This is a genomic window from Roseovarius sp. CH_XMU1461, from assembly GCF_037027165.1.
In the GTDB taxonomy this organism is placed as follows: domain Bacteria; phylum Pseudomonadota; class Alphaproteobacteria; order Rhodobacterales; family Rhodobacteraceae; genus Roseovarius; species Roseovarius nubinhibens.
This window is the reverse complement of the sequence record NZ_JAYMDV010000003.1, coordinates 464,152-486,858: the sequence shown is the minus strand read 5'-3', so window position 1 is coordinate 486,858 and position 22,707 is coordinate 464,152. Positions and strand designations below refer to the sequence as shown.

At 66.5% G+C, this 22,707-nt stretch carries 18 protein-coding genes; 9 read left to right on the top strand and 9 right to left on the bottom strand.

What is annotated here, in order from left to right; all coding sequences use genetic code 11:
- Positions 1 to 34: 34 nt before the first annotated feature.
- Entirely contained in the window at positions 35 to 1,486 is a 1,452-nt protein-coding gene (locus WA237_RS11535) for a 1-acyl-sn-glycerol-3-phosphate acyltransferase (protein ID WP_336097810.1), read from the bottom strand.
- Positions 1,487 to 1,683: 197 nt separating this feature from the next.
- Between WA237_RS11535 and WA237_RS11530 the strand changes: the two genes are divergently transcribed.
- The 4 genes from WA237_RS11530 (at position 1,684) to WA237_RS11515 (ending at position 5,409) form a co-directional block, all read left to right on the top strand.
- Positions 1,684 to 2,274, top strand: a complete 591-nt coding sequence (locus WA237_RS11530) for a GNAT family N-acetyltransferase (protein ID WP_336098099.1) — start codon at positions 1,684 to 1,686, stop codon at positions 2,272 to 2,274.
- A gap of 113 nt (positions 2,275 to 2,387) precedes the next feature.
- Positions 2,388 to 4,364 (top strand): protein meaA, encoded by a 1,977-nt coding sequence (locus WA237_RS11525; protein WP_336097809.1) that lies wholly within the window; start codon positions 2,388 to 2,390, stop codon positions 4,362 to 4,364.
- Positions 4,365 to 4,374: 10 nt separating this feature from the next.
- Positions 4,375 to 4,821: a GNAT family N-acetyltransferase gene (locus WA237_RS11520; protein ID WP_336097808.1), complete on the top strand. Its 447-nt coding sequence runs from the start codon at positions 4,375 to 4,377 to the stop codon at positions 4,819 to 4,821.
- 45 nt (positions 4,822 to 4,866) lie between these two features.
- Positions 4,867 to 5,409 carry a DUF2244 domain-containing protein gene (locus tag WA237_RS11515; protein ID WP_336097807.1) on the top strand — a complete coding sequence of 181 codons (543 nt, stop codon included), beginning with the start codon at positions 4,867 to 4,869 and terminating at the stop codon, positions 5,407 to 5,409.
- Positions 5,410 to 5,425: 16 nt separating this feature from the next.
- Here WA237_RS11515 and WA237_RS11510 read toward each other — a convergent pair whose 3' ends face one another.
- From WA237_RS11510 to trpS, 3 genes are all read right to left on the bottom strand, one after another.
- Entirely contained in the window at positions 5,426 to 6,292 is an 867-nt protein-coding gene (locus WA237_RS11510; RefSeq protein ID WP_009814001.1) for a branched-chain amino acid aminotransferase, read from the bottom strand.
- Positions 6,293 to 6,319: 27 nt separating this feature from the next.
- Entirely contained in the window at positions 6,320 to 7,198 is an 879-nt protein-coding gene (locus tag WA237_RS11505) for a sulfotransferase domain-containing protein (protein ID WP_216014766.1), read from the bottom strand.
- 152 nt (positions 7,199 to 7,350) lie between these two features.
- Positions 7,351 to 8,370: a tryptophan--tRNA ligase gene (trpS, locus tag WA237_RS11500; protein WP_336097805.1), complete on the bottom strand. Its 1,020-nt coding sequence runs from the start codon at positions 8,368 to 8,370 to the stop codon at positions 7,351 to 7,353.
- Between the two features lie 84 nt (positions 8,371 to 8,454).
- Between trpS and WA237_RS11495 the strand changes: the two genes are divergently transcribed.
- Complete coding sequence (locus WA237_RS11495) at positions 8,455 to 9,159, top strand: rhomboid family intramembrane serine protease (RefSeq protein WP_254655676.1); 705 nt, start codon at positions 8,455 to 8,457, stop codon at positions 9,157 to 9,159.
- Positions 9,160 to 9,177: 18 nt separating this feature from the next.
- Here the strand turns inward: WA237_RS11495 and murJ are convergent, their stop codons facing one another.
- The 4 genes from murJ to WA237_RS11475 form a co-directional block, all read right to left on the bottom strand.
- A complete protein-coding gene (gene murJ, locus WA237_RS11490) occupies positions 9,178 to 10,725 on the bottom strand; it encodes a murein biosynthesis integral membrane protein MurJ (RefSeq protein ID WP_336097804.1) in 1,548 nt (515 codons plus the stop codon).
- A gap of 1,645 nt (positions 10,726 to 12,370) precedes the next feature.
- Complete coding sequence (locus WA237_RS11485; RefSeq protein WP_336097803.1) at positions 12,371 to 13,744, bottom strand: peptidoglycan-binding domain-containing protein; 1,374 nt, start codon at positions 13,742 to 13,744, stop codon at positions 12,371 to 12,373.
- A 94-nt stretch (positions 13,745 to 13,838) separates the two neighbouring features.
- Positions 13,839 to 16,610 carry a [protein-PII] uridylyltransferase gene (locus WA237_RS11480; protein ID WP_336097802.1) on the bottom strand — a complete coding sequence of 924 codons (2,772 nt, stop codon included), beginning with the start codon at positions 16,608 to 16,610 and terminating at the stop codon, positions 13,839 to 13,841.
- 16 nt (positions 16,611 to 16,626) lie between these two features.
- Positions 16,627 to 17,814 carry a penicillin-binding protein activator gene (locus tag WA237_RS11475; RefSeq protein ID WP_336097801.1) on the bottom strand — a complete coding sequence of 396 codons (1,188 nt, stop codon included), beginning with the start codon at positions 17,812 to 17,814 and terminating at the stop codon, positions 16,627 to 16,629.
- A gap of 87 nt (positions 17,815 to 17,901) precedes the next feature.
- Between WA237_RS11475 and rsmI the strand changes: the two genes are divergently transcribed.
- The 4 genes from rsmI to WA237_RS11455 all read left to right on the top strand — a co-directional run bounded on the left by rsmI (position 17,902) and on the right by WA237_RS11455 (position 21,169).
- Positions 17,902 to 18,762: a 16S rRNA (cytidine(1402)-2'-O)-methyltransferase gene (gene rsmI, locus WA237_RS11470; protein WP_336097799.1), complete on the top strand. Its 861-nt coding sequence runs from the start codon at positions 17,902 to 17,904 to the stop codon at positions 18,760 to 18,762.
- A 71-nt stretch (positions 18,763 to 18,833) separates the two neighbouring features.
- Entirely contained in the window at positions 18,834 to 19,280 is a 447-nt protein-coding gene (locus WA237_RS11465; RefSeq protein WP_336097798.1) for a YraN family protein, read from the top strand.
- 57 nt (positions 19,281 to 19,337) lie between these two features.
- Positions 19,338 to 20,273 (top strand): glutathione synthase, encoded by a 936-nt coding sequence (gene gshB, locus WA237_RS11460; RefSeq protein ID WP_336097797.1) that lies wholly within the window; start codon positions 19,338 to 19,340, stop codon positions 20,271 to 20,273.
- Positions 20,270 to 21,169 (top strand): alpha/beta hydrolase, encoded by a 900-nt coding sequence (locus WA237_RS11455; RefSeq protein WP_336097795.1) that lies wholly within the window; start codon positions 20,270 to 20,272, stop codon positions 21,167 to 21,169. The genes gshB and WA237_RS11455 overlap by 4 nt, the downstream gene beginning before the upstream one ends.
- On the opposite strand, the gene WA237_RS11450 is transcribed toward WA237_RS11455, so the two are convergent.
- Complete coding sequence (locus tag WA237_RS11450) at positions 21,147 to 22,661, bottom strand: YifB family Mg chelatase-like AAA ATPase (protein ID WP_009814014.1); 1,515 nt, start codon at positions 22,659 to 22,661, stop codon at positions 21,147 to 21,149. The genes WA237_RS11455 and WA237_RS11450 overlap by 23 nt on opposite strands.
- Between the last annotated feature and the right edge of the window lie 46 nt (positions 22,662 to 22,707).

Here is a 22,707-nt window from a genome sequence, read left to right as displayed (position 1 = left end):
AAATTGTAATTTTATGACCCAGCAGTTGCAGAAACTACTTTGCGGATGCAGCATCGCCTGAAGTTTCAGCATCTTGCGCGCTGTCCTTGGGCAGGGCAGTCGGCCCCGGGCTGGCAGGTCCCGGGCTGGAAGGCACGGGTGGTAAGAAATGCGCGATGGAATTGGCATAGTAGCGCAGCACTGGCAGTTCCTCGGGGTTGGCCGCCCAGCCCTCAGGGCTGTGCAGGATCAGTTTGCGCCGGGCCAGCCGTTCACAGGCGCGGCGGGCGCGCAGGCCCATGTCTTCGACCGGTTCGAGGGCGGCGGTGTCCTCGGCGGCGCGAAAGGCGGCCTCGGTGCGGGCGATGAGTTCGGCTTCGGGGATCGGCGCCTCGGCCTCGAGCAGGATCTTGGCCATCAGCGGCATTGACAAAAGCGGCATCCCCGCCTGAATGCGGCGCATCAGCTCTGCGCCGAGCGTCTCTGGGTCGGGCTGCGCGCCATAATGGCTCAGCGCCAAGGGCTCGCCAAAGACCACGGCGGCGGTGCCGAAGGGCCGGTAGGTGCCCCAGAGTCTGCGCCAGATCATCCGCAGCACGAAGAGAAAGACCACGCCCATGCGGGCGCGAAAGCGGCGATTGCCGGCCTCGCCCGCCGAGACGAGGATGCGGTCCTCGAGCACCCGGTCGTAATTGATCGCCACCGGCACGAAGACGAGATCGCGCCCCTCCGGGTCCCAGCCCTCGGTGACATAGGCGAGCAGGCCGAGCTTGGGCGGCTTGAGCGCGCCATCGAGGCTCAGCCCGCCTTCGGGAAAGATCGCCTGGGTGACACCACCGGCGGTGGCCATCTGCACATAGCGGGCGAGCACCTTGCGATAGAGCCCGCCGCGTGATTTGCGCCGGATGAAATAGGCCCCCATGGAGCGGATCAGGCGGCTCAGCGGCCAGACCCGTGCCCATTCGCCCACCGCGTAGCTCAGCGCCGAGGCGCGGGCGGCGAGCATGGTGACCAGCACGTAATCCATGTTGGAGCGGTGGTTCATGATGAAGATCACCGTGGCGTCGCGGTCGATGCTTTCGATGATCTCGGTGTTGCGGCGGCCGGTTTTGACGCCATAGAGCGCCCGCACCAGCCAGCGCGCCAGCCGCGTGCCGAGGCCGAAATAGGCGAAGGCGCTAAAGCTCGGGACGATTTCGCGGGCATAGCGGCGGGCGGTTTCAAAGGAGACGTCTTCGCGCACGCCATTGCGGCGGGCGTGTTCGACGATGGCCTGGGTCACCTCGGGGTCGTAGACGAGGCGCTGGATCATGTCGTGACGGCGGGCGAGCTTGAACGGTTCGATCGGGCGGGTCAGGCGGCGGTTGAGCCGTTCGACGGCGCGTTCGAGACGGCGGCGAAAGAACCAGCGCACCGAGGGGAAGAGGAAATGCGAGGCAAAGGTCACCGCCGCGAAAAGCAAGATGAGCACGAAGAGCCAGACGGGCAGGGTGATCTGTCCGGTCACGCGGAAGGGCCCCGGTGAGAGCGGTTCCGGTAACAGAGGGCCCGGCGCGGAAGGCGGGCGGCAGAGGGGCAGGACAGGGACATGGCACTCGCAAGATGGTGATTCGTCTCTTCAATCTACAGGCGGCGGGCTGCCGGGTCATGGGCCGGGTGCATTCGGGGCTTGTCACCGCGCGGGGGAGCGGTGATTTATCCCCTATGAGAGGTTTTCACATTCGCCCCGGCATCCCCGCAGACCAGCGTGATCGCGCCGCCGCGCTCTATTGGGAGGCCTTTGGGCCGAAACTGTCGCGTGTGATGGGGCCTGCGCCGCGCGCCGAAAGCTTTCTCAGGGATCTCTTTGATGCGCGCTTTGCCTTTTCGGCGGTGGATGAGGCGGGGCAGCTTCTGGGTCTTGCGGGGTTCAAGACCCATGAGGGCAGTTTGACCGGCGGCGGGCTGCGCGATCTGGCGCGGAGCTATGGCTGGCCCGGGGCGCTGTGGCGCGGCGGGCTGCTGGCGCTTCTGGAGCGCGAGACGCTGCGCGATGTGCTGTTGATGGATGGGATCTGTGTGGCGCAGGGGGCGCGGGGGCAGGGCGTCGGCTCGGCGCTGCTCGACGCGATACTGGCCGAGGCGCGGCGGCATGAGCTGCCCCGGGTGCGGCTCGATGTGGTGGCCGAGAACGCGCGGGCGCGGGCGCTCTATGAGCGCAAGGGCTTTGTGGCAGAGGGCGACAGCGAGCTGGGCCTCTTGCGCCATGTCTTTGGCTTTGACCGGGCGACGGCCATGTACCGCAGCGTCAGCTAGGTGCGCGCGGATCGGCTGCGCATCATTATTACAAAACGGGTTGCATGGGGGTAATTTGATAACCTATGCTGCGCCGCAGCGCCCATCGCGACAGTGACAGAGGAAGATTCGCCATGACCCAGACCGAGACGCCCCAAAAGGACCGCCCCTGGCTCATCCGGACCTATGCCGGCCATTCGACCGCCAAGGCGTCGAACGCGCTCTATCGCTCGAACCTCGCCAAGGGGCAGACGGGCCTGTCGGTGGCCTTCGATCTGCCGACGCAGACGGGCTATGACAGCGATCACGTGCTGGCGCGGGGCGAGGTGGGCAAGGTCGGCGTGCCGGTCTGCCATCTGGGCGACATGCGGACGCTGTTTGACGAGATCCCGCTCGAGCAGATGAACACCTCGATGACGATCAACGCGACGGCGCCGTGGCTCTTGTCGCTCTATATCGCCGCCGCCGAAGAGCAGGGCGCCGATATTTCACAGCTGCAAGGCACGGTGCAGAACGATCTCATCAAGGAATATCTCAGCCGGGGCACCTATATCTGCCCGCCCGCGCCGAGCCTCAAGATGATCGGGGACGTGGCCGAATATTGCTACAAGCATGTGCCGAAATGGAACCCGATGAACGTCTGCTCCTACCATCTGCAAGAGGCGGGGGCGACGCCGGAGCAGGAGCTGGCCTTTGCGCTGGCGACGGCGGTGGCGGTGCTCGACGAGCTCAAACCGCGGGTGGCAGACGAGGATTTCCCGGCGCTCTGCGGGCGGATTTCCTTCTTTGTGAACGCCGGCATCCGGTTCGTGACCGAGATGTGCAAGATGCGCGCCTTTGTCGATCTCTGGGATGAGATCCTGACCGAGCGCTATGGCGTCGAGAACCCGAAATTCCGCCGCTTCCGCTATGGGGTGCAGGTCAACAGTCTTGGCCTCACCGAGCAGCAGCCGGAGAACAACGTCTACCGTATCCTGATCGAGATGCTGGCGGTGACGCTGAGCAAGAAGGCGCGGGCGCGGGCCGTGCAGCTTCCGGCGTGGAACGAGGCGCTCGGCCTGCCGCGGCCTTGGGATCAGCAATGGTCGATGCGGATGCAACAGATCCTCGCCTATGAGACCGATCTTCTGGAATTCGACGATCTCTTTGATGGCAACCCGGCGGTGGATGCCAAGGTCGAGGCGCTCAAGGACGGTGCGCGGCACGAATTGGCCAATCTCGACAGCATGGGCGGCGCGATTGGCGCGATCGACTATATGAAAGGCCGTCTGGTCGACAGCAATGCCGAGCGGCTGGGCCGGATCGAGCGCAATGAGACGGTGGTTGTCGGCGTCAACAAATGGACCGAGGGCGAGCAAAGCCCGCTGATGACCGGCGATGGCGGCATCATGGTGGTCGATCCCGCCGTCGAGGCCGAACAGATCGCCCGGCTCGAGGCCTGGAAGGCAGAGCGCGACAGCGCCGCCGTGGAAGAGGCGCTGCGGGCGCTGCGCGAGGCGGCGGCCAAGGGCGAGAATGTCATGCCCGCCTCGATCAAGGCGGCGCGGGCCGGGGTCACCACCGGTGAATGGGCGGCGCAGATGCGGGCCGTGCATGGCGAATATCGCGGGCCGACCGGTGTCTCGGCCAGCCCGTCGAACAAGACCGAGGGTCTCGACGATCTGCGCGATGCGGTGGATATGGTGAGCGACCGTCTCGGGCGGCGTCTCAGCTTCCTCATCGGCAAGCCGGGGCTCGATGGCCATTCCAACGGCGCCGAGCAGATTGCCTTCCGCGCCCGCGATTGCGGCATGGATATCCGCTATGAGGGCATCCGTCTGACGCCCGAAGAGATCGTCAACGCGGCGCTTGAGGACAAATCCCATGTGGTCGGCCTGTCGATCCTGTCGGGGAGCCATATCCCGCTGGTGGAAGAGCTGATGCGGCGGATGCGGGAGGCGGGGCTTGGCGATGTGCCGGTGGTCGTCGGCGGCATCATTCCCGAGGAAGACGCCCGCCGTCTGCGCGAAATGGGCGTGGCGCGGGTCTATACGCCGAAGGATTTCGAGCTCAACACCATCATGCGCGATGTGGTCACCTTGGCCGATCCGCAGGCGGTGGCGGCGGAATGAGGTTGGTCCTATGAGTCTGGCCCTGACGATCCGGCCGATTGGCGTCGGTGACAAACAGGCGTGGCGTCCGCTCTGGACCGCCTATCTCGAGTTCTACGAGAGCTCGGTCGCCGATGAGGTCTATGACACCACCTTTGAGCGGCTTTGCGATGGCGGGCATCCGGATCAATGCGGGCTCTTGGCCTTTGATGGCGAACGGGCGGTGGGGCTCGTCCATTACATCTATCACCCGCATAATTGGCGGATCGAGAAGACCTGTTACCTGCAGGATCTCTGTGCCGATCCGTCGGTGCGCGGGCAGGGGGTGGGCCGGGCGCTCATCGAGGCGGTCTATGCGGCGGCGGATGCGGCGGGCTGTCCCTCGGTCTATTGGATGACGCAGGAGTTCAACGTCGAGGCGCGCAAGCTCTATGACCGGATCGCGACGCTGACGCCGTTCATCAAGTATCAGCGTTAGGCTTCTGCCAATTGGGGTCTGCGACATCGGGCCTCGGCCCCGATCATGGCTCTTTTCTCGGCGAGCGCAGGCGCTACTATCTCGGTCATGCCCTATCAATGGACCCCTGCCCCCGGCACGGCCCCCCGGACCTGCCTTATCCTCTGGCCGCATCGGTCGTTGCCGCGCTGGGGCTTTGTCCTCTTTATCGGGATCACCTGTGGCATGCTCCTGGTGCCCTTGCTGGCGCTTCTGGGGACCGGGGCGCTCTGGGGGCTGTTGCCGTTTCTGGCGGTGGCGGTGGCGGCGGTCTGGTGGGCCCTCTCGCGGACCTACCGCAGCGGCGAGACGCGCGAAGAGCTCTGCATCGATCCCGAGCGCGCGGTGCTGATCCGTAGCAATCCCGACGGGCGCGAACAGCGCTGGCAGGCCAACAGCTATTGGGTGGAGGCGCGGATTTACCCGAAGGGCGGGCCGGTGCCGCAATATATCACGCTGCGCGGGGAGGGGCGCGAGGTCGAGCTTGGGGCGTTTCTGTCCGAGCCCGAGCGGGCGCGGCTCATCATCGAGCTGACCACGGCGCTCAGCCACGCGCGGGCGGGCGGCTGAGCGAGGGGCAGGGGCGTCAGGCGGTCCGGCGCGCCCAGTCCCAGTAAAGTTCGCGGGTGCGCCGCGTGATCGGGCCGACCTGATACTGGGTGTCGTCAAAGGCGGTGACCGGGGTCACCTTGGACATGTTGCCGCTCAGGAAGATTTCATCGGCGTCGTGGAACTCGTCAAAGCTCATGATCTTTTCCACCACCTCGACCCCATCGGCGCGCAGGTTCGAGATATGGCGCGCCCGGGTGATCCCGGCGAGGAAGGTGCCGTTGGGGATGGGGGTGAAGACCACGCCATCCTTGACCGCAAAGACATTGGCGGTGGCGGTTTCGGCCACATTGCCCATGGCATCGGCCACCAGCGCATTGGTAAAGCCCTTGGCGCGGGCCTCGGCCAGCATCCGCGCATTGTTGGGATAGAGCGCGGCGGCCTTGGCATTGACCACGGCGTTTTCCATCACCGGGCGACGGAATTGGGTGCGGGTCAGCGTCGCCGAGGCCCCCTCGGCCGGCATCGGGATTTCTTCGAGCGAGATGGCAAAGCCGGTCTCGCCGTCCTCTTTGGGGACGATGGCGGAATAGCCGCAATCCTTGGCCCAGTACATCGGCCGGATATAGACAGCGGCGTCGGGCGCATAGCGTTTGAGCCCCTCGCGCACGATGGCGACCATATCGGCGGTCTCGACCGTGGGGGTGACCATGAGGGCGCGGGCCGAGGCATTGGCGCGGGCGCAATGCAGATCGAGATCGGGGGTCAGCCCATAGGCAAAGCGGGCGCCGTCGAAGATATTGCTGCCAAGCCACATGCCGTGATCCGCGCCGCGCATGATGGCGATGTCGCCCTCGTGCCAGGCGCCTTCGAAATAGGTGTGGATATTCGTGCCGGTTGCCATGTTCTGATCTCCTTGTCGGAGCCGACCCTAGGCCGGGTCAGCGAGGGCGTCCAGTAGCGCCGCGTAATCCTTGAGCCCGTGCTCGGCCTCCATCGTCTCGGACCAGCGCAGATCGAAGGCGGCGCGCACCGCGGGGCCGATGATCTCGGCCTCGCCGCCGACCTCGCCGGAATGCACCTTGGTCGCGGCACCGCCGGGCGGCAGGCCGCAGGCGGCGTCGCGGCTCTCGCGCACCAGATGGTCGTCGAACTTGGCGCTATGGGCCTTCATGAAATCAAAGCTCGCCTGCCGCGTGGCGATCTCGATCCGGGCGGGATCGTCGATGCCGATAAACTCGGCGACGCGGGCCACCGTGCCGGGCAGATCGCGGCCCATATGTTCATAGGCGAGGATCAGCACCTCGTCGCGGTGCCGCTGGCCCCACCAGGAGGCGGCATGGGTCCAGTAATTGTCCTGATCTTCGCGGTTGAGGAAATGGCAGGCAAATTCGGTGACCGAGATGCTGCCCGGTTCAAAGAACCAATCCTCGAGAAAGCGGTAGAGCGAGCGGGCGGCGTCGAGCGGGTCGCGCATCACCACGATATAGCGGCCGCCCTTGGGGATATCGTGCCAGCTCAGATGGCTCTTGAAGGCGCGGGGGCTGGGCTGATCGCCGGGGATGTCGAGCCCGAGATCATGGGCCAGTTCGATCCAAGGAACCACCTGGGTGATCTCGCCGAAGGACATGTCGCCGCCGCTGCGCAACCCATGCACGATCTGCTGCATCCAGGTGGTGCCGCATTTGGCGAAGGGCGCGATGAACACATCGCTCGGCTCGGGGCGGTAGGCGAGCCCCGCGGCGACCCCTTCGGGCGTCGCGAAGCGTTCGGAAATCTCGCGCAATTCGTCAAGATTCGTGGCGCGCATCCAGCTCTCCTTGGCAACAGTCATGGGCATATTGGCGTAGCATCCTCTGGCCTAGCGGGGGAATTGGGTATTTACGACCAGAAAGAGGCGCGGGGGCAGGAACCTGCCCAAATCCGCACATCCGACGTGCCCCCGGGAGCGGGAGGGGAGGGTCAGGAGGTGACCATCCCCATGATTTCGTAGGTTTGCCGCACGATCGGCTGGGCGATGGCGCGGGCGCGTTCGGCGCCGCGGGCGAGGATGGCGTCGATCTCCGAAACATCCTGCATCAGCCGGGACATTTCGGCGGTAATCGGCGACAGCTGATCGACGGCGAGATCCGCCAGCGCCGGTTTGAAGGCGGAAAACTCGCGCCCGCCCATGTCGCGCAGCACCTCGTCGACGCTTTGATCGGCGAGGGCCGCGTAGATATTGACGAGGTTGCGCGCCTCGGGCCGGGCCTCGAGCCCTTCGGCCTCGGAGGGCAGCGCCTCGGGGTCGGTTTTCGCCTTGCGGATCTTCTTGGCGATGGTTTCGGCATCATCGGTGAGGTTGATCCGGCTCATGTCCGAGGGGTCGGATTTCGACATTTTCTTGGACCCGTCGCGCAGGCTCATGACCCGGGTGGCGGCGCCTTCGATGCGCGGCTCGGTCTCGGGGAAGAAATTCACGCCATAGTCATGGTTGAACTTGGCGGCGATGTCGCGGGTCAGTTCGAGATGCTGTTTCTGGTCCTCGCCCACCGGCACTTCGGTCGCGTGATAGACGAGGATGTCGGCGGCCATCAGCGCCGGGTAGGCAAAGAGGCCGAGCGAGGCGTTTTGCGCGTTCTTGCCGGCCTTGTCCTTGAACTGGGTCATGCGCTGCATCCAGCCCATGCGGGCGACGCAGTTGAAGACCCAGGCCATCTGGGTGTGTTCGGGGACCTGGCTCTGATTGAAGAGGATCGACCGGTCCGGGTCGAGGCCCGAGGCGATGAAACCTGCCGCCAGTTCGCGGGTCGCGCGGGTGAGATCGGCCGGGTCTTGCCAGACGGTGACCGCATGCAGATCGACCATGCAGAAGAGCGACTCGATCCCGCGCTCTTGCGAGGCGGCAAAGCGCTTGAGCGCGCCGAGGTAGTTGCCCAGATGCAGGTTGCCCGAGGGCTGAATGCCTGAGAAGACACGCGGGGTGAAGGCGGTCTCGGTCATATGATGTCTCCGACTGGAAATTCCGGCTCGCCTCGCTTACCCATGCGGTCGAGCGCCGTCAAGGCAAGCCCCGAGGAGAGGCCCATGAGTGAAGAGCATATGACAGAGCGCGGAGCGCCAGCCCCGATTAACCCGTTGCCGCCGGTGGTGGTGGCGCTGTTTCTGATGATCCTCGGCTTCGAGGCGGCCTATACGCTCGGCAGTCAGGGGATCGTTGGCGGGCCGCAGGCGGTGGGCTGGCGGCAGGCGGCGATCCAGACCTATGCCTATAACGCCGATATTCAGCGCTGGATGCTGGCCAATGGCATCTACCCGTTCGAGCATGTGATCCGCTATATCACCTATCCCTTTGTGCATGCGTCCTTTACCCATGCGGCCTTTGCCGGGGTGATCCTGCTCGCCATGGGCAAGTTCGTGGGCGAGGTGTTCCGGCAATGGGCGGTGGCGGCGGTGTTTGCCGGATCGGCCATATTCGGCGCGCTGGCGCATGGCATGGTGGCGCATGAGCAGCCCTGGCTCATGGGGGCCTATCCCGGGGTTTATGGGCTGATCGGGAGTTTCACCTATCTCATGTGGCTGCGGCTCGGCGAGCTCGGAGAGCGGCAGGTGCGGGCCTTTTCGCTCATCGGGTTCTTGATGGGGCTGCAGCTCTTGTTCGCGCTGTTGTTTGGTGGCGACAGCATGTGGATCGCCGATGTGGCGGGGTTCTGTTTCGGCTTTGCCCTGTCGTTTTTCGTGGCGCCCGGCGGCTGGACCAAGATCCGCGCCAAGCTGCAGCAGCGCGGCTGATCCGGGGGCGCCGTCGGGTCAGGCCGAGCGGCGCAGGCGGGATTTGAGCTCGGCCAGGCTAAAGGCGCGGGTCAGGGTGCCGAAGGCGAAATAGCTCAGCCCGCCGAGCCCGATCAGCGCCAGCAGCGCCAGCCAGCGCAGCCCCGGCATGCCGAAGAGCGGCCCGAGCAGGAGCATCAGCCCCGCGAGCACCAGACCCATCAGCGCCGAGGCCAGCGCGATGCGCCAGGCGCGGGCGCGAAAGCGGGTATCGAACCGGGTGGTTTCGCCGAATTTCCGCGCACCGAGCACCAGCAACAACAGCATCGCCCAGGCCGCCACGGTGGTGGCCAGCGCCGCCGCGAACCAGCCGATCACCGGGGCGAGCCCGACGGCGATCACCGCGTTCACCACCATGGCGACAATGGCGTAGCGAAACGGGCTGCGGGTGTCTTCGCGGGCGAAAAACACAGGCTGGACAACCTTTTGCAGCACGAAGGCCGGCAGGCCCAGCCCATAGATCGCCACCGCCAGCGCCGTGGCGGCGGTGTCATCGGCGGTAAAGGCGCCGCGTTCAAACAGGACCGAGACCAGCGGCAGCGGCACCACCACCAGCGCCACGGCGGCGGGCAGGGTGAGGGCCAGGGACATCTCTCCGGCGCGCGACAGGGCCTCGCGGCTGCCGGTCTCGTCGCCCGATTTGAGACGGCGCGAGAGGTCGGGGAGGAGCACGATTCCGATGGCGATGCCGACCACGCCGAGGGGCAGCTGATAGAGGCGGTCGGCGGCGTAGAGCCAGCTCACCGCGCCGGAATAATTGGAGGCGACCAGCTGACCGACGAGGAGGTTGATCTGCACCACGCCACCGGCGAGGGCGGCGGGGACGGCAACGGCGATGAGGCGGCGCATGTCGGGCGAGAGCCGGGGCCGGGTCGGGCGCAGGCGAAGCCCGGCGTGACGCAGATCGCGCCAGACCCAGACCAGCTGGGCCACGCCGGCGAGCGGGATCGTCCAGATCAGCGCCTCGACCACGCTGACATATCCGGTGAGCGCGGCGAGCCCCATGGTGACGCAGAGCATGACGTTGAGCAGCACCGGCGCGGCGGCGGCGGCGGCAAACCGTCCGGCGGCGTTGAGCATCCCCGAGACCAGCGCCGCGAGCGAGATGAAGAAGATATAGGGAAAGACGACGCGGCCGAAATCCACAGCCATTTCAAAGCGTTCGTCGCCGTAGAAACCTTCGGCGGTGACCCAGATGAAGCCCGGCATGAAGATCATGGCGAGGGCGCAGAGGAGGATCAGCACGAGGGCGAGGCCGCTCATCGCCTGGGCCGCAAAGCCTTCGGGATCGTCGCCCGCTTCGAGCCGTTTCGAGAACATCGGCACGAAGGCCGCGTTGAAGGCGCCTTCGGCAAAGAATCGGCGGAACATATTGGGCAGGCGGAAGGCTGCGACGAAGGCATCCATCACCGGGCCGGGGCCGATCAGGTTGGTGATGAACACGTCCCGGACAAAGCCCAGAAGCCGGCTGAGAAGGGTCCAGCCGCCAACGGTCAGGACGGAAGAGAGCAGGCGGACGGGTTTCATGAGCGGGCCTTTGGATGCGTGATTGCCCCAGAGTTACCGGAAGCTGCGGGCGGGGGGAAGAGCGCCGCCGCGGGGGGGCCGGGGCGACCGGCGGAAACCCCCGCGTTAACCAAGGCGAGGGGCGAAAATGCCCCGTCGGTGGCCCGTCGGTATCGCGTCGGTAAAGCGACAGTGCGGGGTTTGGGGGGCTGTGATGGGGGTGCGAGATGTTACCAGAAACTGTCGATGCGCTTACCAAATTTAAAGAGTTTTCTTCTAGGCTGATCGGGAGCGAACTGGCGGGTCTTTGTCCAGGTGGCGGCCGGGCGGCGGCCGGGCGGATCAGGCTTAGCAGGAGGCGATGAGCGATGGGCATGCGGTGACAGAACGGGCGATAGCCCCCGGTGCCGGGGCGTGGGTTTTGGCCGCGTGCGGCGTGCGCCATGTGCCGGCCGTGCGGGCGTTGGTGGCTGCGCGCGCGTCTGGGACTGACAGGCGCGGGGTGGCCGATCCGTGGGATAGGGGCGGACGCGTGGGATAGAGGCTGGCGCGCGGGATAGGTGCGGGCGTGCGGGGTAGATGCAGGCGCGCGGGATAGAGACCGGTGCGCGGGATAGATGCGATGGTGGCCGAAGGTGGCGGCCCTATCTCCAAATCTCCAAAACCCTGAGCGTGGGGTTGCTTACGACTATGCCCAAAGGTGGTGGCGCTCTTCCTAAAGCTCCGAGTGCGGGGCGGGGCCGGGCGGTGGCCGAAGGCGGCGTCCCTCTCCCTGAGACCCTGAGCGTGGGGCTGCTTCCAGGTAATGCCAAAGGCGGCGACCCTTTCACAAAGCCCCGAGTGCGGGGCGCCGCAAACCGGCGGGCAGTGGCGTAGGCCCTCTCCGTGAGGCGTAGGTCCTCTCCGTGAAAAGCCGAGCGTGGGCTGCTTGCGACTATGCTCAGAGGTGGTGGCACTCTTCCCAAAGCCTCGAGCAGCGGGGTGCGGCAGGGGGTGCGGTAGCCCTATCCGAGAACCGCTGAACTTGGGGCTGCTTGCGGCTATGTCCGAAGATGGTGGCCCTTTCCCAAAGCCCCGAGCGCGGGGCGCGGCAAGGCGGCGGGCAGTGGCGTAGGCCCTCTCCGTGAAAAGCCGAGCGTGGGCTGCTTGCAGCTCTGTCCTAAGGTGGCGGCCCTTTTCCGAAACCCCGAGCACGGGACGCGGCAAGGCGGCGGGCAATGGCGTAGGCCCCATCCCCGATACCCTGAGCGTGGGCTGCTTGCGACGATGCCCGAAGGTGGCGGCCCTGTTCCCAAGGCTCCATGCGTGGGGCCCGGCAAGGCGGTGGTCAATGGCGGTGATCCTATTCCCCGAAACGTCGAGCTTGGGCGTGCTTTCGGCCGAGGCCAATGGCGGCGGCTTTCCCTAAACCCCGTGCCTGAGAATGCTTGCGACTATGCCCAAAAGGTGGCGGCTCCTGTTCCCGAAACCCCGAGTGCGGGGTGAGGCGGCGGCTCTTTCCTTGGAAATGCCGCGAGCCGGCAGATTACGGCGGTGGCCAAAGGCGACGGCCCTTTCTTTGACCCGCAGGGCGGTGGGAGGGGTGAAACGCTGCCCCATGGTGGGAGCCCTTTCCCTGAACGCTCAGGGCGTTGGGCAAGCTAAGGCTGTGATCACGGTCGTGGGCCTACCCGCCGAACCCCAGTGCGTCGAGCGAGGCTCGGTCGGGGGCGCCGGTTTGGGGGAGGTCTTGGGACTGTTGAAAGGCGCGCATGGCGCGGCGGGAGCCGGGGCCCCATTGGCCGTCGGGTTTGCCCGCCTCAAAGCCTGCCTTGTTCAGCAAAGCCTGAATCTGGTGGTAATCGTCCGAGCTCAGCACCACGGTGGTGAAGCCGCAGGCATTGGCGACGGCCTCGAAGGCGGCGGTCTGACCGGCGAGCGAGAAGAGCGCGTCATGGGTGCGGCCATTGCGTTCGGTGATCCGCAGAAACACCTGCCCCGCGTCATAGATGGCGCGGATCATTTCTTCGGCCTCCTCGCCAAAGACGCCCGCGCCCTTGTTGGTGGTGAGGCCGCTCCAGCGCAGGCTGCGGGCGGCCTGGGTGCCGATGCGCAGCGTCACGTCAAAGCTGTTCCGCCGCAGGTCCGGGATCAGGTAATCATCCTGCACATAGATGAGCGCGGTCTCGCCCTCGGTGCAGCGGGCCACCAGCGCGGTGAGCCCGGTGAGATCGCGCGGATCATAGGCGGAATAGTTGATCGCGGTGACCTCGGGGCTGTCGTCGACAGCGGCGCGGCCGGTCTCGATCGTCCACCAGCCGGAGATCTGATGCGCGGTCGCATGGGCGAACTCGAACGGGGCGAGCCGATAGTCGATCTCGGGATGGTCGGGATCGGCCCAGACCGGCGGGCCAGTGTCGGTGGCGGCCTCGGAGGGCGCCGGGGCGCTGGTACTCGCGGCGGGCGCTGTGTCGGGCTGCGGCGCGGCGCCGGGCATCGTGGGGGCGGGGGCGAGCATCGGAAAGCTGATCCCGTATTTCGCCGAAAGCCAGCCCATCCGCAGACCGGCCAGCGTCAGCCGTTCGGTTTCAAGCCGCGACTGCACCATGGTGGCGAGGAGCCCCTCGGCGGCGCGCAGCTCGCGCTCGGCGGTGGCGATGCGGGCGCGGGCGCGGGCCATTTCCACCATGAGCCGGTCGGCGCGGGCGGGATCGGGCGTCAGCGCGGGGGAGGTGGCCTCGAGCGGGGCGGCGCCGTCCAAGGCGAGCTGACGGTTACGCAGAAGGGTCTGCGAGAGCCGCAGCGCGTCGCGCAGCGCCGCCTCGACCGGGGTCGGGGTCTCCGCAAAGCGCGCCTCGAGCGCGGAAAGCTCGGCCTCGATCTGGGCGAGCTCGGTGGTGAGCTCGGTGGCACTCTCGGCGGTGATCTGGGCCTGGGCCGCGCTGGTCAGAGGCAGCAGCGATCCGGCCAGCACAAGACAGGCAGCCAGGGCTGGGGCTAGGGGAACTCGGGCGGGGCGGGCACGGGCCGATAGGCCCTGCGCCGGGGGGATCTTTGTCATCGGGCGTCTCATATCTGTCGCGCCCGTCGATGCAGGCGCAATGCGGCAGGCAGATGGCCAAGACGGGGTGGTTTCCCGGCGGCCCGTCACCGGCTCAGGACTCGGCGCGTTCGACACCGGCCGAAATCGCCTCGCGCAGCTTGCGGTCGAGCGACCGTTGCTTGGCCTCGGAGTGGAATTTCAGCCCGAACATGTCCTTGACATAGAAGGTGTCGACCACCTGTTCGCCATAGGTCGCGATCACCGCCGAGTTGATATAGACATTGAGCGCCGCCAGCGTGCGCGTCAGGTCATAGAGCAGCCCGGGCCGGTCGCGCGTGTCGACCTCGATGATCGTGTAGATCTCGGACCCGTCATTGTCGAAGGTGATATGGGTCGGCACCCGGAAGGCGCGTTCGCGTTTCTTGATCTTGTCGCGCGATTTGATCGCCTCGCGCGGGATCACCTCGCCGCGCAGCGTCTTGTCGATCATCTGGCGCAGGCGGGGCAGGCGGTCGGCCTCGAACGGGTGGCCGTCGGCATCCTGAATCCAGAAGGCCGCCGTGGCAAAGCCGTCCTTGGAGGTATAGGTGCGGGCGTCGACCACATTCGCGCCAACGAGCGCCAGCGCGCCCGCGAGCCGCGAGAAGATGCCGGGATGGTCGGCGAGGGCAAAGCAGGCGCGGGTCGCGTCGCGGTCCTTGTCCACGGCGAGATCGATGGCGATCTCGTTCTCGCCCAGGTCGCGCAGAAGCCGGGCAAAGACCACATGGGCGGTGACATGCAGCCCCTGCCAATAGGCCGGGTAATGGCGGGTGGTTTCGAGCTTGATGTCGCGGCTGTCCCAATCGGGTAGGGCCTGACGCAGGTTGCGTTTCGCCTCGGAGCCGCGCTGTTCGCGGTTGAGCGCCTCGAGCCCGCCTTCCATGGCGCGGCGGGTCTGGCGATAGAGCGCCCGGATCAGCGAGGCTTTCCAGTTGTTCCAGGTGCCGGGGCCGACGCCGTTGATGTCGCAGACGGTGAGCACGCAGAGCAGATCGAGCCGCTCGCGGGTCTGCACCAGCTTGGCAAAGTCGCGCACGGTGCGTGGGTCGGCGATGTCGCGTTTCTGCGCCATGTCGGACATCAGCAGGTGATAGCGCACCAGCCATTCAACCGTGTCCACCTCCTTGGGCTTGAGCCCGAGACGGGGCGCGACGCGGCGGGCGATCTGGGCGCCGAGGATCGAGTGATCTTCGGGGCGGCCCTTGCCGATGTCATGCAGGAGCAGCGCCACATAGAGCACCCGGCGGTTCACCCCTTCCTTGAGGATCGACGAGGCGACGGGCAGCTCTTCGATCAGCTCGCCGCGTTCGATCCGGGCGAGGTAGGAGATGCATTGGATCGTGTGTTCGTCCACCGTGTAATGGTGGTACATGTTGAACTGCATCATCGCCACGATGGGTTCGAACTCGGGGATGAAGGCCGAGAGCACGCCCAGCTCGTTCATCCGGCGCAGGGCGCGTTCGGGATTGCCGTGTTTGAGCAAGAGCCCGAGGAAGAGTTTGCGCGCCTCGGGAGCGTCGCGCATCTCATTGTCGAACATGTGCAGATTGGCCGTCACCAGCCGCATCGCGTCGGGGTGGATCAAGAGCCCGGTGCGCAGCCCTTCCTCGAAGAGCCGCAGGAGATTGACCCGGTCGCTGAGAAACTCGGTCTCGTCGGCGATGCCGAGACGGCCGTGCACCTCGACATAGCCGGGTTTGAGCTTGCGCCGCCGGCCAAAGATTCGCTGCAGGATCGGCTCGGCCTTGACATGCATCGCCTCGAGCTTGGTCAGGAAGATGCGGGTCAGCTCGCCCACCGCATTGGCGTGGCGGAAATAGGCCTGCATGAAATGTTCCACCGCGCGGCGGCCGCCGACATCGACAAAGCCCATGCGCGAGGCGACCTCGACCTGCAGATCAAAGCTCAGCTGGTCATTGGGCCGTCCGGTGGCGAGATGCAGGTGACAGCGCACCGCCCAGAGGAAATTCTCGGCCCGGGCAAAGCGGTCGAACTCTTCCTCGGTGAACATGCCGAGCGCCACCAGCTCGGACACATGCTGTACCCGGTGCAGGTATTTGGCGATCCAGAACAGCGATTGAAGGTCGCGCAGCCCGCCTTTGCTTTCTTTCACATTGGGTTCGACCACATAGCGCTGCCCGCCCTGTTTCTCGTGGCGCTGGTCGCGTTCCTCGAGCTTGGCCTCGATGAATTCGCGCGCCGAATTGCGGAAGAGATCGCGCCAGAGCCGGTGGCCGAGATCGGCGCAGAGCTTGGCGTCGCCGGTGATGAAACGGTGTTCCAGCAGGGCGGTGCGGATGGTGAAATCCTCGGCCCCGAGCCGCAGGCAATCGCGGATGGTGCGGCTCGCATGGCCGACCTTGAGCCGCAGATCCCACAGGATGTAGAGCATGCTCTCGATCACGCTCTCGGCCCAGCCGGTGATCTTGTAGGGGGTCAGGAACAGCAGATCGACGTCGGATTGCGGCGCCATTTCGCCGCGCCCATAGCCGCCCACCGCCAGCAGTGCCAGCCGTTCCGACTGGGTCGGGTTGGGGCGCGGGTGCAGGTGTTTGGTGGCGGTGTGATAGGCGGCGAGCACCAGGCAATCGGTGAGCCAGCTATAGCTGCGCGTCGCCTCATGGGCGGCAAAGGGATGATCCGCGAGCGCCGCCGCGATGGCGTCGCGCCCGGCCTTGCGGCGTTCGGTCAGAAGGCTCACCACCGCGCTGCGCAGATCGCGCGGATCGGGGATCGCCTCGGCGGTGGCGTCGATGGCGGTGAGCGTTCCGGGGAGGTCGAAAATTTCGGCGGCGTCGCAGATCAGGGTCTGCGGCGCCGCCTCGACGTCTTGCACGATCATGTGCGGGAGGTCCGGATCAGAAGCCCGCACCACCGAACCCGCGCGGGGCAGGATCGACGATCACCATCCGGCCGCCTTGCACGGTAGCCACGGCCAGCGCCCGCTGGTTGCTGCCATTGGGCAGCAGGCGGAAGGCGCCGCCGGTGCCCTGAAAGCCCGAGCTCTGGGTCAGCGAGCCACGGCTCAGCGCGTCGCCCCGGCCCGAGCGCGCGAGCGCGCCGATGGCGGCGATCCCGTCATAGGCCAGCCCGGCGATGGCGTGCGGGCTGCTGCCATAGGCGCCTTGGAAGCGATTGTTGAAGCTCGCCATGCGGCCAGTGTCGGGCACGGCGAACCAGCCGCCCTGGATGCCCGGCAGGCTCAGCGTCTGGGCCGGTTGGTCCCAGCGGGTCAGGCCGACATATTGGATGACCTCGGGCGAGAGCCCGGCCTCGGGCAGCATCTGCGCGAAAAGCGGCAGCGCGCCGGCGGTGTTGGAGGTCAGGAAGAGCATGTCGGCATTGGCCTGACGCGCGGTCTGGGTGATTTTCGGCACGGCGGCGACGACCCCGTCCTGCGAGAAGCCATAGCGCACCCGCCCGGCGAGCGAGATGCCATTGGCGGCGGCGGCGCGCGCGATGGCCTCTTGGCCAACCTCGCCCGCGAGATTGTCGGAGCTCACCACCAGAACCCGCGATTTGCCCTGTTTGCGGGCATAGCTCATCATCCGGTTGGCGGTGTTGTCAAAGGTATGGCCCAGCACGAAAAGATTGCCGCCGGCGATGGTCGGGTTGTTGGAGAAGGCCAGCACGTTGACGTTTTTCGGCGCCATGGCGATGGCCACCGCATTGGCGGATTCCGCATGCAGCGGCCCGAGGATGATCCGCGCCCCGTCGGCCACGGCGTTGAGCGCCGCCTGGCGCGCCTTGGCCGGGTTGCCCGCGGTGCCATAGACCCGCAGGTCGATGCGCACCCCGTCGAGATCGGCCACCGCGAGCTTGGCCGCGTTTTCCAGATCGCGGGCCAGCGCCGCCTCATTGGCATTGGCCGAGCCATGCGGCACCAAAAGCGCCACCGGCACCGGTTTGCCCGGATCGATTCTCTGCCCGGTGCCGCCGCCGGCACTCGGCAGCATCGCATCGTCACAGGCAGCGAGCCAGAGCAGCGAGAACAGGACGAAAAGGCGGCTCAGCACCTTGCGGGCGCTCGGCAAAACGGCAAACATGGGTGTTCCTCACTTTGTCAGGGCGGCGGGCTGGTCCTGCCGCGATGTCACAACTCATAATAGTGCTACCACGGGGCGGGTCCAGAGATGAATCCCAGGACAGAAAGATTGGCGGCGGGTCTCTACCTTGTCGCCGTACCGATCGGCACGGCGCGTGACATCACGTTGCGGGCGCTCGACATCCTGGCCTCGGCCGAGGTGCTGGTGGCCGAGGACACGCGCAGCCTGCGGCATTTGATGGAAATCCATGGCATTAGCCTCGGGGATCGGCCGCTCTGGGCCTATCACGATCACAATGGCGGCAAGATGCGACCGCGCATCATGGCGGCGCTGGCCGAGGGCCGATCGGTCGCCTATGCCTCGGAGGCGGGTACGCCGATGATTGCCGATCCCGGCTTTGATCTGGTGCGCAGCGCCCGTGACGAGGGGCTGGGGGTGATCGCCGCGCCGGGGCCCTCGGCGGTGGTGACCGCGCTGACCGTGGCGGGGCTTGCGACCGATCGGTTTCTCTTTGAGGGGTTCTTGCCCAACAGTGCGAGCCAGCGCAAAACCGCGCTGCGCGAGATCGCCGGGGTGCAGGCGACGCTGGTCTTTTACGAATCGCCCAAGCGGGTGGCGGCGATGCTGCGCGATGCGGCGGAGGTGCTGGGCCCGGACCGCGAGGCGGCGCTCTGCCGGGAGCTTACCAAGAAATTCGAGGAGGTGATCCGCGCGCCTCTGGGGCAATTGGCCGAGGAGGTCGGCGCGCGCAGCCTCAAGGGCGAGATCGTGGTGCTCATCGACCGGGGGACGGCCATCACCGTCGATGAGGCCCATATCGAGGCGCGGCTGCGCGTGGCGCTCGAGAGCGCATCGGTGCGCGATGCGGCGGATAAGGTGGCGCAGGAGACCGGCTGGAAACGGCGGCAGGTCTATCAAATGGCGCTGCAGATCGAAAAGGGCGAATAATTAGGTGAATATTAGGTGATTTGTGGGAGCGTGAGATCGGTTATTTTTTTGTGATTCTCGGGACGCGCGCGATGCCTTTTGACCTTTTCGACTATGCCGATCAACAGGCGGCGCTTGGGGATGCGGTGCCAATGGTCACGCCACCGGTTGCGGCCCGGCAGCGGCGCGGACGGCGCGCCTATGATCGCGGGCGGGCGGCGGAAGAGACGGTGCTGCGCCGCTACGAGGCGCGGGGCGCGCGCTGTCTGGCCCGGCGCTGGCGCGGGCAATCCGGCGAGATTGACCTCATCTTTCGCCACCAGGGCGTCATCCTCTGTGTCGAGGTGAAATCCGCCGCCACCCATGAGCGCGCGCTCGAAAGCCTCAGTACGGCGCAGATGGCGCGGATCTATACGGCGGCGTCGGAATTCCTCGGTCAGGTGCCCGAAGGCCAGCTTGCCGAGCTGCGTTTCGACGTGGCGACGGTGGATGGGATGGGGGTGCCGCGCATCCTCGAGAACGCTTTTGGGCATTTGTGAATTGAACATGGGCGCGGGCTGACGCATGTAGGTTTCATCCAGAACGAGGGATGAAGCATGAAGATCGCCTTTCAGATGGACCCGATCGGCCCCATCAATATCAATGCCGACAGCACGTTCCGCATTGCGCTCGAGGCGCAGGCGCGGGGGCATGAGCTGTTTTACTACACGCCCGACCGGCTTGCCTATGACGAGGGGCGGGTGACGGCGCGGGGCTGGCCCCTGCGGGTGCAGCGGGTCGAGGGCGATCATTACAGCCTCGGCGAGGAGCAGGTGGTCGATCTGTCGGAATTCGACGTGGTCTGGCTGCGGCAGGACCCGCCGTTCGATATGTTCTACATCACCACCACTCACCTGCTGGACCGGTTGGCGCCCGGCACACTGGTGGTCAATGATCCGTTCTGGGTGCGCAATTATCCTGAGAAACTGCTGATCCTCGATTTTCCCGATCTCATGCCGCCGACGACCATCGCGCGTGATATCGAGACGCTGCGCGCCTTCAAAGAGCGCCATGGTGATGTGATCCTCAAGCCGCTCTATGGCAATGGCGGGGCGGGGGTGTTCCTGCTGCGCAAGGAGGATCGTAACCTCACGTCGCTGCATGAGACCTTTGCCAGTTTCAGCCGCGAGCCGTTGATCGTGCAGAAATACCTGCCCGATGTGTCGAAGGGCGACAAGCGGGTGATCTTGGTCGATGGCGAGCCGGTGGGTGCGATCAACCGGGTGCCTGCGGCGGGGGAGACCCGGTCGAACATGCATGTAGGCGGACGGCCCGAGAAGATCGCCTTGAGCGACCGGGACCGCGAGATCTGTGCCCGGATCGGGCCGCTCTTGCGCGAAAAGGGGCAGGTTTTTGTCGGCATCGATGTGATTGGCGACTATCTCACCGAGATCAACGTGACCTCGCCCACCGGCATTCAGGAGCTTGAGCGGTTCGACGGCACCAATGTGGCCGAGATCATCTGGGAGACGATCGAGCGCAAGCGCGGATGAGCCTTCGGATGCGCCTCATGGGCGGGCTGATGCGGCCCGTCATGCGGGTCATGATGAACCGGGTCGAGCGGCCCGAGCCGCTGCGCTGGCATCTGGATGTCACGGCGCGCTGGGTGTTTCGGCGGGTGCCGGGGATGCAGGCGCGCGACCTGCGCTATCCGGGCGGTCGGGCGCTCTGGGTCAATGCTGGGTCGGTGCGCGAGGATCGGGTTCTTCTTTACATCCATGGTGGCGGGTTTATCGCCGGGCGGCCCGAGACCCATCAGAAAATGGTGGCACGGCTTTGCCGGATGACCGGGATGCGGGCGTTTTTGCCGGCCTATCGACTGGCGCCGGAGCACCCGCTGCCAGCCGCGCAGGAGGATGTGCGCCGCGCCTGGGACTATCTGCGGACCGAGGGCCATGCGCCGGAGCAGATCGTCATCGGGGGCGATAGCGCGGGCGGCGGGCTGGCGCTGTCGCTCTTGGCCGAGCTGGGCCGGGAGGGTCAACGACCGGCGGGGGTTTTCGCCTGGTCACCCTGTGCCGATCTGAGTTTTTCCGGCGCGTCGGTCGAGAGCAATGACGCGACCGAGCATTTCTTTCCGGCGCGGCGGGTGCATGATCTGGCGGCGATGGCGTTGGCCGATATGGCGGCGGAGGACCCGCGCGTCTCGCCCCTCTTTGCGGAGTTTTCCGACTGTCCGCCGGTTCTGATCCAAGCGTCGGAGAGCGAGATCCTCTTGGATGACGCGCGGCGCATGGCAGAGGTTTTGCGTCAGGCCGGGGGCGCGGTCGAGCTCGAGACATGGGCGGGCGCGCCGCATGTCTGGCAGATTTTCGACGGCTGGTTTCCCGAGGCGCGGGCGGCGATTGCCAGCACGGCGCGCTGGATCAGCTCTCTTTCAGACCGGTGATGCGGTAGCTCACCGCTTCGGCCACATGCGGGCGGGCGACGTGGTCCGATCCGTCGAGATCGGCGATGGTGCGGGCCACGCGCAGGATGCGGTGATAGCCGCGCGCGGTGAGGCCGAACCGTTCGGCGGCGCGGGTCAGAAGCGCCCGGCCCTCGGCATCGGGCGTGGCGATCTCTTCCAGCACGTGGCCCTCGGCATCGGCGTTGAGACGGGTTGTCGGATGTTCGGCAAAACGGGCGGCTTGCACCTCGCGGGCGCGGGCGACGCGGGTCGCGACCTCGGCCGAGCTGTCGCCGCTGGCGGGCAGGTCGAGATCGGCAAATCCCACGGGCGGCACTTCGAGCCGCAGATCGAACCGGTCCATCAGCGGCCCGGAGATGCGGCCCAGATAATCCTCGCCGCACATCGGCACGCGCGAACAGGCGCGGGCGGGATCGGGCAGGTAGCCGCATTTGCAGGGGTTGGCGGCGGCCACCAGCAGGAAGCGGCAGGGGTATTTCACATGGGCATTGGCGCGGGCGACCATGACCTCGCCGGTCTCGATCGGCTGGCGCAGGGTTTCGAGCACGGCGCGGGAGAATTCTGGAAACTCGTCCATGAAGAGCACGCCATTATGGGCGAGGCTGATTTCGCCGGGACCGGCGCGCCGCCCGCCGCCGACGATGGCCGCCATCGAGGCGGTGTGATGCGGCTCGCGAAAGGGCCGGGTGCGGTTGATGCCGCCCTCGTCGATGAGACCGGCGAGCGAATGGATCATCGAGGTTTCCAGCGCCTCGGCGGCCCCCAGCGGCGGCAGAAGCCCCGGCAGCCGGGCGGCGAGCATGGATTTGCCCGAGCCGGGCGTGCCGATCATCATCAGGTGATGACGGCCTGCGGCGGCAATCTCGAGCGCCCGTTTGGCGCGTTCCTGTCCCTTGACGTCGCGCAGGCAGCGCAGGCCCGGATCGGCGCGGACCTCGCCCGGTTCGGCGGGGGAAATCGGCGACTGGCCAGTGTAATGGCGCACCACCTCGGCCAGATCGCGGGCACCGAGCACCCGGGCATCGCCGACCCAGGCGGCCTCGGCCCCCGACGCGCGGGGGCAAAGCAGCGTGCGCTCATGTTCGGCGGCGGCCAGGGCCGCGGGCAGCGCCCCCACCACCGGCACCAGCGAGCCGTCGAGCGACAGCTCGCCCAGCGAAGTGGTGTCGGCCACCGCATCCGCCGGGATGATTTCGAGCGCGGCCAGCAGGGCGAGCGCGATGGGCAGGTCGAAATGGCTGCCCTCCTTGGGCAGGTCGGCGGGGCTCAGATTGATGGTGATGCGTTTCGAGGGCAGCGCGATGGACATCGAGGTCAGCGCCGCGCGCACCCGGTCGCGCGCCTCGCTCACCGCCTTGTCGGGCAGGCCCACGACCGAGAAGGCGGGCACGCCCGCGGCCACGGCGCATTGCACCTCGACGGTGCGGGCCTCGATCCCCTCAAAAGCGACGGTATAGGCGCGACAGACCATCGATATCCCCAATCCCGTGAAGAGGTTAACGGTAGCGCGCGAGAGG